Origin of the sequence: Pseudomonas sp. IT-P253, from assembly GCF_949768125.1 — a bacterium.
Classification (GTDB): domain Bacteria; phylum Pseudomonadota; class Gammaproteobacteria; order Pseudomonadales; family Pseudomonadaceae; genus Aquipseudomonas.
Map to the genome: position 1 here is coordinate 1 of NZ_CATKPT010000001.1, position 14,515 is coordinate 14,515.

General features: G+C 60.1%; 17 protein-coding genes. 10 read left to right on the forward strand and 7 right to left on the reverse strand.

What is annotated here, in order from left to right:
* Positions 1–24: 24 nt before the first annotated feature.
* Positions 25–375 carry a hypothetical protein gene (locus tag ACM6IR_RS00005; protein ID WP_414905799.1) on the reverse strand — a complete coding sequence of 117 codons (351 nt, stop codon included), beginning with the start codon at positions 373–375 and terminating at the stop codon, positions 25–27.
* Positions 376–538: 163 nt separating this feature from the next.
* On the opposite strand from ACM6IR_RS00005, the gene ACM6IR_RS00010 reads away from it, so the two are divergent.
* The 9 genes from ACM6IR_RS00010 to ACM6IR_RS00050 all read left to right on the forward strand — a co-directional run bounded on the left by ACM6IR_RS00010 (position 539) and on the right by ACM6IR_RS00050 (position 5,521).
* Positions 539–784 (forward strand): hypothetical protein, encoded by a 246-nt coding sequence (locus ACM6IR_RS00010; protein ID WP_092269990.1) that lies wholly within the window; start codon positions 539–541, stop codon positions 782–784.
* 21 nt (positions 785–805) lie between these two features.
* Positions 806–1,135 carry a DUF6388 family protein gene (locus ACM6IR_RS00015; RefSeq protein WP_414905800.1) on the forward strand — a complete coding sequence of 110 codons (330 nt, stop codon included), beginning with the start codon at positions 806–808 and terminating at the stop codon, positions 1,133–1,135.
* A 28-nt stretch (positions 1,136–1,163) separates the two neighbouring features.
* The gene (locus ACM6IR_RS00020; RefSeq protein WP_414905801.1) at positions 1,164–1,868 is read left to right on the forward strand and encodes a YoaK family protein; all 705 of its coding nucleotides are present in this window, start codon (positions 1,164–1,166) and stop codon (positions 1,866–1,868) included.
* A gap of 181 nt (positions 1,869–2,049) precedes the next feature.
* A complete protein-coding gene (gene tusD / locus ACM6IR_RS00025) occupies positions 2,050–2,442 on the forward strand; it encodes a sulfurtransferase complex subunit TusD (protein WP_414905802.1) in 393 nt (130 codons plus the stop codon).
* Between the two features lies 1 nt (position 2,443).
* Positions 2,444–2,806 (forward strand): sulfurtransferase complex subunit TusC, encoded by a 363-nt coding sequence (gene tusC / locus ACM6IR_RS00030; protein WP_414905803.1) that lies wholly within the window; start codon positions 2,444–2,446, stop codon positions 2,804–2,806.
* A complete protein-coding gene (tusB, locus tag ACM6IR_RS00035) occupies positions 2,806–3,099 on the forward strand; it encodes a sulfurtransferase complex subunit TusB (RefSeq protein WP_414905804.1) in 294 nt (97 codons plus the stop codon). Before tusC ends, tusB begins: the two co-directional genes overlap by 1 nt.
* A complete protein-coding gene (locus ACM6IR_RS00040) occupies positions 3,096–3,431 on the forward strand; it encodes a TusE/DsrC/DsvC family sulfur relay protein (protein WP_201111723.1) in 336 nt (111 codons plus the stop codon). Before tusB ends, ACM6IR_RS00040 begins: the two co-directional genes overlap by 4 nt.
* Positions 3,428–4,429 carry a glycosyl transferase family protein gene (locus ACM6IR_RS00045; RefSeq protein WP_414905805.1) on the forward strand — a complete coding sequence of 334 codons (1,002 nt, stop codon included), beginning with the start codon at positions 3,428–3,430 and terminating at the stop codon, positions 4,427–4,429. The genes ACM6IR_RS00040 and ACM6IR_RS00045 overlap by 4 nt, the downstream gene beginning before the upstream one ends.
* Positions 4,430–4,519: 90 nt before the next feature.
* Entirely contained in the window at positions 4,520–5,521 is a 1,002-nt protein-coding gene (locus ACM6IR_RS00050; protein WP_414905806.1) for a glutathione S-transferase family protein, read from the forward strand.
* 105 nt (positions 5,522–5,626) lie between these two features.
* On the opposite strand, the gene cysG is transcribed toward ACM6IR_RS00050, so the two are convergent.
* From cysG to ACM6IR_RS00080, 6 genes are all read right to left on the reverse strand, one after another.
* Positions 5,627–7,021, reverse strand: coding sequence for a siroheme synthase CysG (gene cysG / locus ACM6IR_RS00055; RefSeq protein ID WP_414905807.1), 1,395 nt, complete (start codon positions 7,019–7,021; stop codon positions 5,627–5,629).
* On the reverse strand, positions 7,022–8,302 hold the full coding sequence (gene serS / locus ACM6IR_RS00060) for a serine--tRNA ligase (protein ID WP_414905808.1): 1,281 nt from the start codon (positions 8,300–8,302) through the stop codon (positions 7,022–7,024).
* Between the two features lie 15 nt (positions 8,303–8,317).
* Positions 8,318–8,692: a fluoride efflux transporter CrcB gene (gene crcB, locus ACM6IR_RS00065; protein WP_414905809.1), complete on the reverse strand. Its 375-nt coding sequence runs from the start codon at positions 8,690–8,692 to the stop codon at positions 8,318–8,320.
* Positions 8,692–10,014, reverse strand: a complete 1,323-nt coding sequence (locus tag ACM6IR_RS00070) for a replication-associated recombination protein A (RefSeq protein ID WP_414905810.1) — start codon at positions 10,012–10,014, stop codon at positions 8,692–8,694. The genes crcB and ACM6IR_RS00070 overlap by 1 nt, the downstream gene beginning before the upstream one ends.
* Before the next feature lie 139 nt (positions 10,015–10,153).
* Entirely contained in the window at positions 10,154–10,777 is a 624-nt protein-coding gene (lolA, locus tag ACM6IR_RS00075; RefSeq protein ID WP_414905811.1) for an outer membrane lipoprotein chaperone LolA, read from the reverse strand.
* A gap of 65 nt (positions 10,778–10,842) precedes the next feature.
* Positions 10,843–13,251, reverse strand: a complete 2,409-nt coding sequence (locus ACM6IR_RS00080; protein WP_414905812.1) for a DNA translocase FtsK — start codon at positions 13,249–13,251, stop codon at positions 10,843–10,845.
* A gap of 294 nt (positions 13,252–13,545) precedes the next feature.
* On the opposite strand from ACM6IR_RS00080, the gene trxB reads away from it, so the two are divergent.
* Positions 13,546–14,505: a thioredoxin-disulfide reductase gene (gene trxB, locus ACM6IR_RS00085; RefSeq protein ID WP_414905813.1), complete on the forward strand. Its 960-nt coding sequence runs from the start codon at positions 13,546–13,548 to the stop codon at positions 14,503–14,505.
* Positions 14,506–14,515 lie beyond the last annotated feature (10 nt).

Sequence of the window (14,515 nt, forward strand, 5' to 3'; positions counted from 1 at the left end):
GGGAGATGTGCGTCTGCCCTGAGGTCAGAGGCAGGTCGCCAATGCCGCCAATCGGCGCTTGGCGACAAAGTCATCGTGCTGCGCGTAGTAACTCAACACCGTGCCTGAAGCATCGGTGGTCACGTCCACAAAAGATTCTGCCGAACGCGCGTAAACGGTGGAACCGCCCTTCTTGCCCGGTTGCAAATACGCGGCGGCATCGACGCCAAACACGGCCTCGTCCTGCCAGGAAAACTGCACGCACTCGGCGACGGCTTTTTCCGGTTTGTCCGAGTGCAGGACTTTGTACGGCGTTCCAGTGCGGGCATCATCCATCACCGAACCCGCACATCCCGCCAGCAACGTGACGGCCAGCGCCACCATCAGAATTCGCATTGCATTCGCTCATCAATAAAAAAGCGGACTGTATCACCGTGGCACGGCGTATCGTTCTGCTTTACTTTATTTATACCGCGACACCGCGTGACGATTCGCGCACCCTGTTGCGCCATTAACGCCACATCGCCCATTTTCCCGGGCTCATTTTTCTGGAAAGGCCATGACACCCAACGCCGAGTTTTACAAACCGACTGCTGAATACGCTGACAAGCTGATCAGCCAAATCGGTCAGACGCCTTCCTGGATCGCCAAGCGAATCGGTGTTACCGACAAGCGGATTCGTTACATCCTCGACGGCGAAAGAACCGTCAAAGGCGAAACCACGCCGATCCAGATGACTTACCCCGAGCAGTTTGCGCTCGAGTGCCTGGCCGCTGCAGCCAAAGCCAAGAAGCAATCTGCGTAACCCCGGCCTCAAGGAGCGACCATGGCGGCAACCGAACAGCAACACGAGCAGGCGCTGAAGAAATTTCTCGATGCGTGCCCTGAACTGCGCGCTGAACTCGACAACCTCAATCCGCTGTTGGCTCAAGCCAAGGGCGAAACGATGGAGCAGTACCGCGACGAGCGCCTGCACGAAGCCTTCGAAGCCGAAGCCGAGCGCCGGGGTTTGTATGCCTGGGAACTGACGCTGCAACTGATGTCGACCTCGGACGAGGAGTATCAGGCCCAACGCCTGGAAGTGCACAAGGAAGTGGCCGAAATGGCCGGCATGTCCTGGCTGGAGTATTGCGAGTTGTATGGGTTAAGCAAGTAACCGTCGCCGCTCAAGGATGCCAACACCGATGCTGCCTTCACCCTCCAGTCACCGCGCCAGCCCGGGTCATCTGCACACTCAGAAATGGCGCGGAAGGATCGGCCTGTCGCTGGTCGCCAGCCTCTCGGTGCTCGCCGGCATGACCGACGCCATCGGTTTCATGGCCAGTGGCGATTTCGTTTCGTTCATGAGCGGCAACACCACGCGCCTTGCCGTCGCGATCAGCGACGGCAATTTCGGGCTGTCCTTGCGCCTGCTGATCCTTGTGGCCACGTTCATCATCGGCAATGCCGTGGGCATCATCGTCAGCCGTCTCGGCGGGCGTCGCGCGCTGCCCTTGTTGCTGTGCATCGCCACGCTACTCTGCGGCGCCGCAGCCTGGCCGTATGACGAACAACTGCCGGCGTTGCTGGCGGCGATCATTGCCATGGGCATGCTCAATGCGGCGGTGGAAGATGTGAACGGCCTGCCGGTCGGCCTCACGTACGTCACCGGCGCGCTGTCGCGCTTCGGTCGTGGGCTGGGGCGCTGGATACTCGGCGAGCGGCGCAATGGCTGGCGGGTTCAGCTGATCCCCTGGACAGGCATGTTTGCCGGCGCGGTGCTGGGTGCTGTGCTGGAACATCACCTTGGGCTCAAGGCTTTGTTTGCCAGCGGTCTGCTGGCCGGATCACTGGGCGTGCTGTCGCTGAAGATTCCGCGGCGTTGGCAGTTGGGCTACATGCCGCGCTAAGCGGGTTCCCCTTCTGTAGGAGCGAGCTCGCTCGCGATGGTCGTCAACGATAACGCGAAAAACCTGACACCCCTCAGGCGTTCTCAGGTTTTTCGCGAGCGAGCTCGCTCCTACAGGGGACGGTGTACCGCCCCGACGATAAAGCTTTATCATGGCCGCAGTTTTGCTGACCGAGTCCGTCATGAAGTTTGCCATCGCGCTGTTTTCCGCCGCCCATGCGCCCTCCTCGCGCCGCGCCTTGTTGTTCGCCCAGGCCGCGCTGGCCGGCGGGCATGAGATTGTCCGGCTGTTTTTCTATCAGGACGGCGTCTACAACGCCTCCGGTAGCGTGGTCACGCCTCAGGATGAGCTGGACCTGCCCAAGCAATGGCGTGCCTTTGTCATCGAACACCAACTGGACGGCGTCGTCTGCATCGCTGCCGCCCTGCGCCGTGGCGTATTGAATGAAGAAGAAGCCGGGCGTTATCAGCGTGAAGCCGTTGCGGTGGGCGCGCCGTGGGAATTGTCCGGCCTCGGCCAGCTACATGACGCGGTGCAGGACGCTGACCGCCTGATTTGTTTCGGAGGCGCGTGAAATGCCTAAATCCTTGCTGATCATCAGCCGTCAGGCGCCGTGGTCCGGGCCAAACGCACGGGAGGCGCTGGACATCGTACTGGCCGGCGGTGCCTTCGATTTGCCGATTGGCTTGCTGTTTCTCGATGACGGGGTGTTCCAGCTCGCCGCGAAACAGGACGCCAAGGCCCTGCAACAGAAAGATCTGAGCGCCAATCTGCAAGCCTTGCCGATGTTCGGTGTTGAAGACCTGTTTGTCTGTGGCGACAGCGCTGCAGCACGCGGTCTGGACCCGAAAGGTTTAGCGCTCGAAGATGCTCAAGTGTTGTCCGCCCTCGAAATCATTGCACTTATTGACCGTTACGACCAGGTGATCACCCTCTGATGTCGACTTTGCATGTGTTGTCTCATTCCCCGTTCGGCGACGATCGCCTGACCAGTTGCCTGCGTGTCATTGGCACAAACGATGCGCTATTGCTGACGGGCGACGCGGTGTATGCCTTGCAACCGGGCACCGCGCCATTCAATGCGCTGGCCGCCCGGCGTCCGACGCTGTTCGTGCTGGCCGAAGACGCCCAGGCTCGCGCTCTGGATATTCCTGACACGGCCAAGGCCATTGATTATCCGGCCTTCGTCGAACTGTCGATTCACTACGACAAGGTCAACAGTTGGCTATGAATTCCCTTACGGTCGGCGCTCGCGCCATCCCGTTGGACAAGGATGGATTCCTGGTCGAACTCAGCGACTGGTCTAACGACGTGGCCACAGCCCTGGCTGCTGCCGAAGGCATCGAGTTGAGCCCCGAACACTGGGAAATCCTCGAACTGCTGCGCAGCTTCTACGCCGAATTCCAGCTGTCCCCGGCCACTCGCCCGCTGATCAAGTACACGGCAACGAAGCTGGGCCCGCTCAAAGGCAACAGCCTGCACCTGAACCGACTGTTCAAAGGCACCCCTGCCAAACTCGCCGCGAAACTGGCGGGCCTGCCCAAACCGACGAATTGTTTATGACCGACTCTCCAGCACTGACCCTCGAAACGCCCGCCGAGCACCCGTTCGCCCAGTTCGTGCGGATCCTCGGCAAAGGCAAGCGCGGCGCCCGCGACCTGACCCGCGAGGAAGCCCGCGAAGCCATGGGCATGGTGCTCGACCACAAGGTCGAGGACACCCAGCTCGGCGCGTTTCTGATGCTGTTGCGGCATAAGGAAGAAAGCGCCGAGGAAATGGCCGGGTTCACCGAAGCCTTGCGTGAGCGTTTGCAGGCACCCACGTTAAATGTCGACCTGGACTGGCCGACGTATGCTGGCAAGAAGCGTCACTTGCCGTGGTATCTGCTGGCCGCCAAGTGCCTGGCGCAAAACGGCGTGCGGATTTTCATGCACGGCGCCGGCGCGCACACGGCGGGTCGGCTGTACAGCGAACAACTGCTGGACGAATTGAAGATCCCGTTGTGCCGTAGCTGGCAACAGGTCGGATCGGCACTCGATAACGGGGGGCTGGCGTTCATGCCGCTGGTGGATTGGGCGCCGCAACTGCAGCGCATGATCGACTTGCGCAACACCTTGGGCCTGCGTTCGCCGATTCATTCGCTGACGCGGATTCTCAATCCGTTGAACGCTCGCTGCGGCCTGCAAAGCATTTTTCACCCCGGCTATCAGGCTGTGCATCGCGATGCCAGCGGCTTGCTCGGCGACACCGCCATTGTGGTGAAAGGCGATGGTGGCGAGATCGAAATCAATCCGGACGCCGACAGCCATTTGTACGGCACCACCGGCGGCGAAAGCTGGGATGAGGAATGGCCGCAGCTGTCGAGCCAGCGCCACGTCAAACCCGCCTCGCTTGAGCCCGAGCATTTGAAAGCCGTGTGGCGCGGCGACGTGGTCGACAGCTACCCGCAAATGGCGCTGATTTCGACCATCGCCCTGGCCTTGCGCGGCCTTGGCCAGACGCGTGAACAAGCCTTCGAAACCGCCCGGCAGTATTGGGATGCCCGGGACAGATCGATTTAACCGATCATAACCGCCCAACCTTTGCGCTTTTTGTTCGAACCTATGCGCATAGACTCCATTCCAACGCTTATCGGTTGAGGAGTCCTGGACATGGGTTTGTTAGTTGAAGGTCGCTGGCATGACCAGTGGTACGAAAGCAGCAAAGATGGCGCGTTCCAGCGTGAACAGGCGCAGCGTCGTAATTGGCTGACCGTCGACGGCAAGCCAGGCCCGAGCGGCGTCGGTGGCTTTGCCGCCGAGGCCGGTCGCTATCACCTCTACGTGTCCCTCGCCTGTCCGTGGGCCCATCGCACGCTGATCCTGCGCAAACTCAAAGGCCTCGAACGCCTGATCGACGTCTCGGTGGTCAGCTGGCTGATGCTGGAAAACGGCTGGACCTTCGACCAGAACCTCGGCTCGACCGGCGACAAGCTCGATCACTTCAATTTCATGCACCAGCGCTACACCGCCGACACCGTCGACTACACCGGCCGTGTCACCGTACCGGTGCTCTGGGACCAACAGCAGAATCGCATCGTCAACAATGAATCGGCGGAGATCATCCGCATGTTCAACAGCGCGTTCGATGGCCTGACCGGCAATGACCTGGACTTCTACCCGGCCCCCCTGCGCGGTGAAATCGACGCGCTGAACGAACGGATTTATCCGGCAGTGAACAACGGTGTCTATCGCGCCGGGTTTGCGACATCGCAGACAGCTTATGAAGAGGCGTTCGATGGGTTGTTTGCGGAACTGGATCGACTGGAAGCGTTGCTCGGCGCCAATCGCTATCTGGTGGGCGAATACCTGACCGAGGCGGACATTCGGTTATTCACTACGCTGATTCGCTTTGATGCGGTGTATCACGGGCACTTCAAATGCAACCTGCGGCGGATTGCCGATTATCCGAATCTGTCGAATTGGCTGCGGGAGATTTATCAGTGGCCGGGGATTGCCGAGACGGTGGACTTCACCCACATCAAGAATCACTACTACGGCAGCCACAAAACCATCAACCCGACCGGGATTGTGCCGAAAGGACCTTCGCAGGACTTTACGGCACCGCATGATCGGGCGCGGTTGAGCGGGAAAGGGGTTTGGCGCAGAGCCTGAGATGTGTGCAGGTTTTGAGGGCCCCTTCGCGGGCAAGCCTCGCTCCTACGGGTCTGCATTGATCTGTAGGAGCGAGGCTTGCCCGCGAAAGAAGCGATGCGGTCTCTAGACTTGCGCCTGAGCCCCTTCGAACCACGCCAGTTTCTCGCGCAACTGCACCACTTCCCCCACAATCACCAGCGTCGGCGCATGCACTTCATGCTCCGCCACCAACCGTGGAAGATCAGCCAGGGTGCCGGTAAACACCCGCTGATTAACGGTAGTGCCCTGCTGAATCAACGCCGCCGGGGTATCTGCCCCGCGACCGTGTTTAATCAACTGTTCGCAAATAATCGGCAAGCCCACCAGCCCCATGTAAAACACCAGGGTTTGCGCGGGCGCGACGAGGTCTGCCCACGGCAAATCGGTGGAGCCATCCTTCAAGTGCCCGGTGACGAAACGTACGGACTGTGCGTAATCGCGATGCGTCAGCGGAATCCCGGCATACGCCGCGCAACCGCTGGCCGCCGTGATACCCGGCACGACTTGGAACGGGATGCCATGGGCCGCCAGTTCTTCGATTTCTTCACCGCCACGGCCGAAAATGAACGGATCACCGCCCTTCAACCGCACGACGCGCTTACCCTGTTTGGCCAGATCCACCAGTTGCTGGTTGATCTGGTCCTGAGGCACCGCGTGATCGGCGCGGCGCTTGCCGACATAGACCCGCTCGGCATCGCGACGGCACAAATCCAGAATCGCAGGCGCCACCAAGCGGTCGTAGAGCACCACATCGGCTTGCTGCATCAGACGCAAGGCGCGAAAGGTCAGCAGATCCGGATCGCCCGGCCCGGCGCCCACCAAATAGACTTCGCCCGTGGAGACAGGGGCTTCGCCGTTGATTTTTGCCAACATCAAGCGCTCGGCTTCAGCGCCCTGCCCGGCCAGTTGTCGGTCGGCAATCGGGCCCTGGAACACATCTTCCCAGAATGCCCGACGCTGCTGCACATCCGGAAACAGACGCTTGACCTGATTGCGAAAACGCGCTGCCAGACCCGCCAGTTGCCCGTATGAAGAAGGAATCCAGGTTTCCAGTTTGGCGCGGATCAGCCGCGCCAGCACCGGCGCATCGCCGCCACTGGAAACGGCGATAATCAGAGGCGAACGATCGACGATCGCCGGGAAGATCACGCTGCACAGCGCAGGCGCATCCACCACGTTGACCGGCACGCAACGCCGATGAGCATCGGCGGAAACGCGAGCGTTCAACGGTTCATCGTCGGTGGCGGCAATGATCAGCCCGCAACCGTCCAGATCCGCTTCGAGGTAGCCACGCAGCAGGCACTCGCCACCGCTGCCGACAACCAACTCATGCAGTTGCGGTTCGATTTCAGGTGCGACCACCCGCAGCAGCGCACCGGCTTCGGCCAGCAGGCGGGATTTGCGCAAGGCAATCTCCCCCCCACCGACGACCAACACACGACTGCCGCGAAGGTTATGAAACAGCGGCAGATAGTCCATTTAGCCGATGACCTCAAGGCCACCCATGTACGGTTTCAGCACGTCTGGCACACGGATCGAACCGTCGGCTTGCTGGTAGTTTTCCAGCACGGCGACCAAGGTACGACCGACGGCCAGGCCGGAACCATTGAGGGTGTGAACCAGTTCCGGCTTACCGGTTTCCGGGTTACGGAAACGCGCTTGCATACGACGGGCCTGGAAATCGCCGCAGTTGGAGCACGACGAAATCTCGCGGTACTTCTCCTGGCTCGGGATCCACACTTCCAGGTCGTAAGTCTTGACTGCGCTGAAGCCCATGTCGCCGGTGCACAGTGCAATCGTGCGATAAGGCAGTTCCAGCAGTTGCAGGACTTTCTCGGCGTTGGCGGTCAGGCCTTCCAGCGCGTCCATCGACGTCGATGGCTCAACGATCTGGACCATCTCGACCTTGTCGAACTGGTGCTGACGGATCATGCCGCGCGTATCGCGACCCGACGCACCGGCTTCACTGCGGAAGCACGGCGTGTGTGCAACGAACTTGATCGGCAGCAGCTTCGAATCGACGATCTCGCCGGCCACGATGTTGGTCAGCGACACTTCAGCCGTCGGGATCAGGTACAGATCGGCTTCGCCTTCGCGAGCGATCTTGAACAGGTCTTCTTCGAACTTCGGCAGCTGCCCGGTGCCTTGCAGCGCTGGCGCCTGGACCAGATAAGGCGTGTAAGCCTCTTCGTAACCGTGTTCGCTGGTGTGCAGGTTGATCATGAACTGCGCGAGGGCGCGGTGCAGACGGGCAATAGGCCCACGCAGCAGCGAGAAGCGTGCACCGGACAGTTTGGCGGCGGTTTCAAAGTCCAGCCAGCCGAACTTCTCGCCCAGGGCGACATGATCCTGAACCGGGAAATCGAAGGTGGTCGGGGTGCCCCAACGGCGTACTTCGACGTTGTCTTCTTCATCCTTGCCGACCGGCACGGATTCGTGTGGCAGGTTCGGAATGCCGAGCAGGATCGAATCCAGCTCGGTCTGGATCGCGTCCAGCTCGACTTTACCGGCGCTCAATTCGTTCGCCATGCGCTCGACGTCAGCCATCAACGGCGCAATGTCTTCGCCGCGCTGCTTGGCCTGACCGATGGTTTTGGAGCGCGCATTACGTTCAGCCTGCAATGCCTCGGTGCGGGTCTGGACGGTCTTGCGCTGTTCTTCCAGCGCTTCGATGCGCGCAACATCCAGGGCAAAGCCACGGGATGCCAGGCGGTCCGCTACGTCCTGAAGGTTGCTACGCAACAGTTTGGAATCGAGCATGTCGGTCTCTCGTTATCAAAGTTTGGTCAAGGATAGGCCAGCCCAGGTGGCGAGCAGCCCGCCGAATACGCTGATGGCCAGATAACCGAAGGCTACCGGTGCCTGCCCGCTTTCCAACAGGCGCAGCGTATCCAGTGAAAAGGATGAAAAGGTCGTCAGACCGCCTACAAAGCCGACAATCAGACCGGCGCGGATTTCGATCGGCACTTCCGGGCGCGTCAAAAACAGCCCGTAGAGCAAACCGATGATCAGGCAGCCCACCAGATTGACAGCCAGCGTCGCAAAATAAAAATGCCGGGGCCAGTTGGCGCTGACCCAGTTGCTGGCGGCGAAACGCAATAATGTACCAGCGATACCGGCCACGGACACCGCAAGAATAGTTCGAATCACTATTTTCTCCGCTGCCGGGGGCTTAAACGGTCAAGTTGTGCGAGGTGGTTGAGCTTCTCGCCAATCTTCAGCTCCAGGCCACGGGGCACGGGCTGATAAAACGGTTGTGGCTCGAGTTCTTCCGGGAAATAGTCTTCGCCGGCAGCATAGGCATCCGGCTCATCATGGGCATAACGGTATTCGTCGCCATAACCCAGCTGTTTCATCAACTTGGTCGGCGCATTGCGCAGGTGCAGCGGCACCTCCAGCGAACCGTGTTCGGTGGCGCTGCGCAGCGCCGCCTTGAACCCCATGTACACCGCGTTGCTTTTCGGCGCACAAGCCAGGTAAGTGATGGCCTGGGCCACCGCCAGTTCGCCTTCGGGGCTGCCGAGGCGCTCCTGCACTTCCCACGCGGCCAGGCACAGGCTCAGGGCCCGCGGGTCGGCATTGCCGATGTCTTCGCTGGCCATGCGCACCACGCGCCGGGCCAGGTACAGCGGATCGCAGCCACCGTCGATCATCCGCGCGAACCAGTACAACGCGCCGTCGGGATTGGAACCGCGCACCGATTTATGCAGCGCGGAAATCTGATCGTAGAACGCTTCCCCGCCCTTGTCGAAACGCCGACGGGTATCACCGAGCAGGCTTTGCAGCAAATCGACGCCAATCTCGCTGTTGTCATCCGCCAGATCCGAAGCGTTTTCCAGCAGGTTGAGCAAACGCCGGCCATCGCCATCGGCGGCGGACAGCAGCATCTGGAAGCCTTCATCGCTGAGGGTCAGTTGCCGCTTGCCCAGGCCGCGCTCTTCGGTCAGCGCGCGATGCACCAACTTGCGCAGCGCCGCTTCGTCGAGACTTTTGAGCACGTAAACCCGGGCCCGGGACAGCAAGGCGTTGTTCAGTTCGAACGACGGGTTTTCAGTGGTCGCGCCGATGAAAATCAGCGTGCCGTCTTCAACGTAAGGCAGGAACGCGTCTTGCTGCGACTTGTTGAAGCGATGCACTTCATCGACGAACAGGATGGTGCGCTTACCGTACTGACCGGCCTGTTGCTTGGCGATTTCCACCGCCTGACGGATTTCCTTCACACCGGCCAATACCGCCGACACCGTTTCGAAGTGCGCGTCCGAGACTTCCGCCAACAGTCGCGCCAGGGTGGTTTTACCCACGCCCGGCGGCCCCCAGAAAATCATCGAGTGCAGGGCGCCTTGCTCCAGCGCTTCGCGCAAAGGCTTGCCGCGAGCGAGCAGGTGTTCCTGACCGACGTACTCGTCCAGATTGGCCGCACGCAAACGGGCGGCCAAGGGCTGAGCTATCGGGGCACTGCGAAACAGGTCCATCACAACTGTTGAAACCTCACTGGTTCTCTATCCCCCGTAGGAGCGAAGCTTGCTCGCGAAAGCGGTAGGTCAGTCGCCGTGAATGTCGTCTGAAACACCGCTTTCGCGAGCAAGCTTCGCTCCTACAGGGACTTGCGTTTTATTCCTGGATCACGTCGGCACCCTTGGGGATGTCGAACTTGAACCTGGACGCCGGAATCGGCTCGTTGGCCTTGACCCCGGTGAACAGGATATTGGTGCGCTGGCCGACGCTGTCGATCAGTTGCATGTCATTGACCAGGCCATTGCGGAACGACAGGCGCAGGCTGTCGAACAGGGTGTCCTTGGTTTTCGGCTTCAAGGTGAAGTCGATCACACCGCCGGCTTCCTTGGCGCTGATATCGAAGCTCTGGCTGATCTTGGACACGTCACCGGACAGCAGCAGTGCCGGCGTCTGGGTCAGGCGCAGGTCAAGGTTCTTGATCGTGACCTGCTCCAGATCCGGGTCCCACAGGGTCACTTTCTTGCCATCGGAGACCATGGTTTGTTCAGCCGGCGCATTGGTGTGCCAGTAGAACAGGCCCGGACGCTGCAGCGACATGTCGCCGGCGGTTTCCTGCAACTGAGTGCCGCTGCCATCGAGGGTCAACTGCGAGAAACGGGCAGTCAGGGTCTGGGATTTTTCCAGCAGTTGGGTCAGACGGGCCACGTCTTTGTCACCGGCGTGGGCCGAGAGCGTGGTCAAAGCCAGTACCGGCAGCAACAGCATGCGGATAAGACGCATGGGAGTCCTCATAACATTCGTGGGAGAGCGGGTAGCGCATGTGCACTACCCTTTTTCAATTCAAATCAGTCGCGCACCGGGCCAGGGGCCAGGACTTCACGCGAACCGTTGGTATTCATGGACGTCACGACCCCGGCCATTTCCATGGCTTCGATCATGCGCGCGGCGCGGTTGTAGCCGATCTTCAGTTTGCGCTGAACCGCAGAGATGGACGCACGGCGGCTTTCCAGAACGAACTGCACCGCTTCATCGTACAGCGCGTCGGTTTCAGCGTCGTCATCACCACCACCGCCGCCATTCTCAAAGCCACTGCCCGCCTCTTCGACACCGGCGAGGATTTCGTCGTTGTATTCCGGCGCGCCGCGTAGTTTCCAGGCTTCAACCACCCGATGAACCTCGTCATCGGAAACGAAGGCACCGTGAACGCGAATCGGCAGGCTGGTGCCCGGTGGCATGTAGAGCATGTCACCGTGGCCCAGCAATTGTTCGGCGCCGCCCTGGTCGATGATGGTCCGGGAGTCGATCTTGCTCGACACCTGAAACGCCATGCGCGTCGGAATGTTGGCCTTGATCAGACCGGTGATCACGTCCACCGACGGACGCTGGGTCGCGAGGATCAAGTGGATACCGGCGGCACGGGCTTTCTGGGCGATACGGGCGATCAGTTCTTCAACCTTCTTGCCGACGATCATCATCATGTCGGCGAATTCGTCGACCACCACAACGATGGTTGGCAGCTTGGTCAGCAGCGGCGCTTCGTCGTGAATGCTTTCGCGCTTATACAACGGGTCGGTCAGTGGCGTGCCGGCGTCCTGGGCTTCCTTGACCTTGGCGTTGAAGCCCGACAGGTTACGCACGCCCATTTTCGCCATCAGCTTGTAGCGACGCTCCATCTCCGCCACGCTCCAGCGCAGGGCGTTGGCCGCGTCCTTCATGTCGGTCACGACGGGGCACAGCAAGTGCGGAATGCCTTCGTAGATCGACAGCTCAAGCATTTTCGGGTCGATCATGATCAGTTTGGCGTCTTCCGGGCCGGACTTGAACAGGATCGACAGGATCATCGCGTTCACACCCACCGACTTACCGGAACCGGTCGTACCGGCCACCAGCAAGTGAGGCATTTTCGCCAGGTCGGTGATGACCGGTTTGCCGCCGATGTCGTGGCCCAGGGCCAGGGTGACCGGGGATTTGAAGTTGTCGTACTCCGGCGTCGACAGCACTTCAGAGAAGCGCACGATCTGGCGGTCTTCGTTCGGGATTTCGATACCGACGGTGGTCTTGCCCGGAATCACTTCCACCACCCGCACGCTGGTCACGGCCAGGGAGCGCGCCAGGTCTTTCGCCAGGTTGGAAATACGGCTGACCTTGACGCCCGCCGCGGGTTGAATCTCGTAGCGGGTAATCACCGGGCCCGGGTGAATCGAATCCACCGAGACTTCAACGCCGAACTCCTTGAGTTTGATTTCCAGCAAGTGGCCAACCGCAGCCAGCGACTCAGGGGAATAGTTGAGTTGTTTCTTTTCGGCCGGGTCGAGAATCGAGATCGGCGGCAAGGTGCCTTCGACGGCGCTGTCGACAAACAATGGCGTCTGTTTCTCTTTTTCCACGCGCTTGCTGGGAGCCGCGGGCGCAGGTGGCGCGGGCGCAATGACTGGCGGCACCTGTTTTTCGCGCTCGGACATGTGCTTGCTCAGCGCTTGCTCACGCTCGATCAGGCGTTCCTTGACCTTGGCCTGCTCCCGTTTGTCGGTGACGGTCGGGGCCACCACGTCATGGACGCGGTCGTCGACTTCACGCAGCTGTGCAACAAGTTGCTTGCGCTCGACACGGGCCGCCCACCAGCGATTGGCCGCGCCCTGGAACAGTTCGAACAGGTCGAGGGTGATCTTGCCGGTGACGTCCATTACCTTGAACCATGACAGGTCGGTGAACACCGTCAGGCCGAACAGGAACAGAGCGATGAACAGCAGTGTGCTGCCCTGAATATTCAGGGCGTTCTTGGCCAGGTCGCCAAGGCTTTCACCCAGCGCGCCGCCCGCGCCGGCAGGCAGGCCCGTGGCAGCATGAAAATGGATATGCGCCAGCGCCGCGCCCGACAGCACCAGGAACACCAGGCCGATCAGGCGCCAGGAGAACAGCCAGCCGCTCCATTGCCACTGTTCGTGGCGTTGACGGAAGATCTGCCAGGCCTTGATCGCCAGCAACAGCGGGAAGATGTAGGCGAAGTAACCCAGCACCATGAACAAAATATCAGCGCTGTAGGAGCCGACCGGCCCGCCGAAGTTCTGCACATCGTCGATCTTGCTGTTATGGCTCCAGCCCGGATCGTCCTTGCCGTAGGTCAACAAGGCCATCATCAGGAACAGGCACAAGCCGCCGATGGCGATCAATGCACCTTCCTTGAGTCGGTAGTGCAATTGTTGACGCCAGAGCGGAACGACGACTGTTTTAGGTGCTGCGGTGGATTTCTTCAAAACGCTTCTTTTCCTGCGCCTGTGGCGCGTCCATCTGTTGAAAGACTATAAAAAACTGCCCAATCCAGGCAGGTAAAAAAGTTAACAGGCGTAACTGGGACTACTTTTAACACTGCTCCCCGGTTTTTATAAACACGGTGCGCACTGAATATTGCATAACAGGCGGCATTGTACGGGTTTGTTCGTCGGATGCCATGCTTGAAGCCTTGGGCGTAGCATAACCAACAGCACATTACGCACGGCTCAATTTGAGCATGCATTCTCTTTTGTGACAAAGGCTTATGAGGTGTTTTTATGAGCGAAGCGAAGCATTCCCGCCTGATCATTCTGGGTTCCGGCCCTGCCGGTTACAGCGCAGCCGTTTATGCCGCCCGCGCCAACCTCAAACCGGTTGTCATCACCGGCATACAGGCAGGTGGCCAGCTCACCACTACCGTCGAAGTCGACAACTGGCCGGGCGACGTCGAAGGCCTCACCGGCCCGGTGCTGATGGAACGCATGCAAAAACACGCCGAGCGCTTTGACACAGAGATCGTTTACGACCACATCCACACCGCCAAGTTGCAACAGCGCCCTTTCGAACTTATCGGCGACAGTGGAACTTACACTTGCGATGCGCTGATCATTGCCACCGGCGCCTCGGCGCAATACCTGGGGCTGCCATCGGAAGAAACATTTGCCGGCAAAGGGGTTTCAGCCTGCGCTACTTGCGATGGCTTCTTCTATCGCAATCAAGTGGTGGCAGTCGTCGGTGGCGGCAATACAGCGGTTGAAGAAGCCCTGTATTTATCGAACATCGCCAAGGAAGTTCACCTGATTCACCGTCGCGACAAATTGCGCTCGGAGAAAATTCTTCAGGACAAACTCTTCGAAAAAGCCGCCAACGGCAATATTCACCTGCACTGGAATCAGCATCTGGACGAAGTCCTCGGCGATGCCAGTGGCGTGACCGGCGCCCACCTGCGAGACAGCCACACGGGCGAAACCAGTGACTTGGCGCTGGCCGGTGTGTTCATCGCCATCGGCCACAAGCCCAACACCGATCTGTTTATCGACCAGTTACCCATGCGCGACGGCTACCTGCTGGTCAAAAGCGGCAGCGAAGGCGATGCTACCGCCACCGAGATCCCGGGGGTGTTTGCCGCGGGCGATGTGGCCGATCATGTTTACCGCCAGGCCGTCACGTCTGCAGGCGCCGGTTGCATGGCCGCGCTGGACGCTGAAAAATACCTCGACGACATTCCAGCCGTTTGACGGCACACTT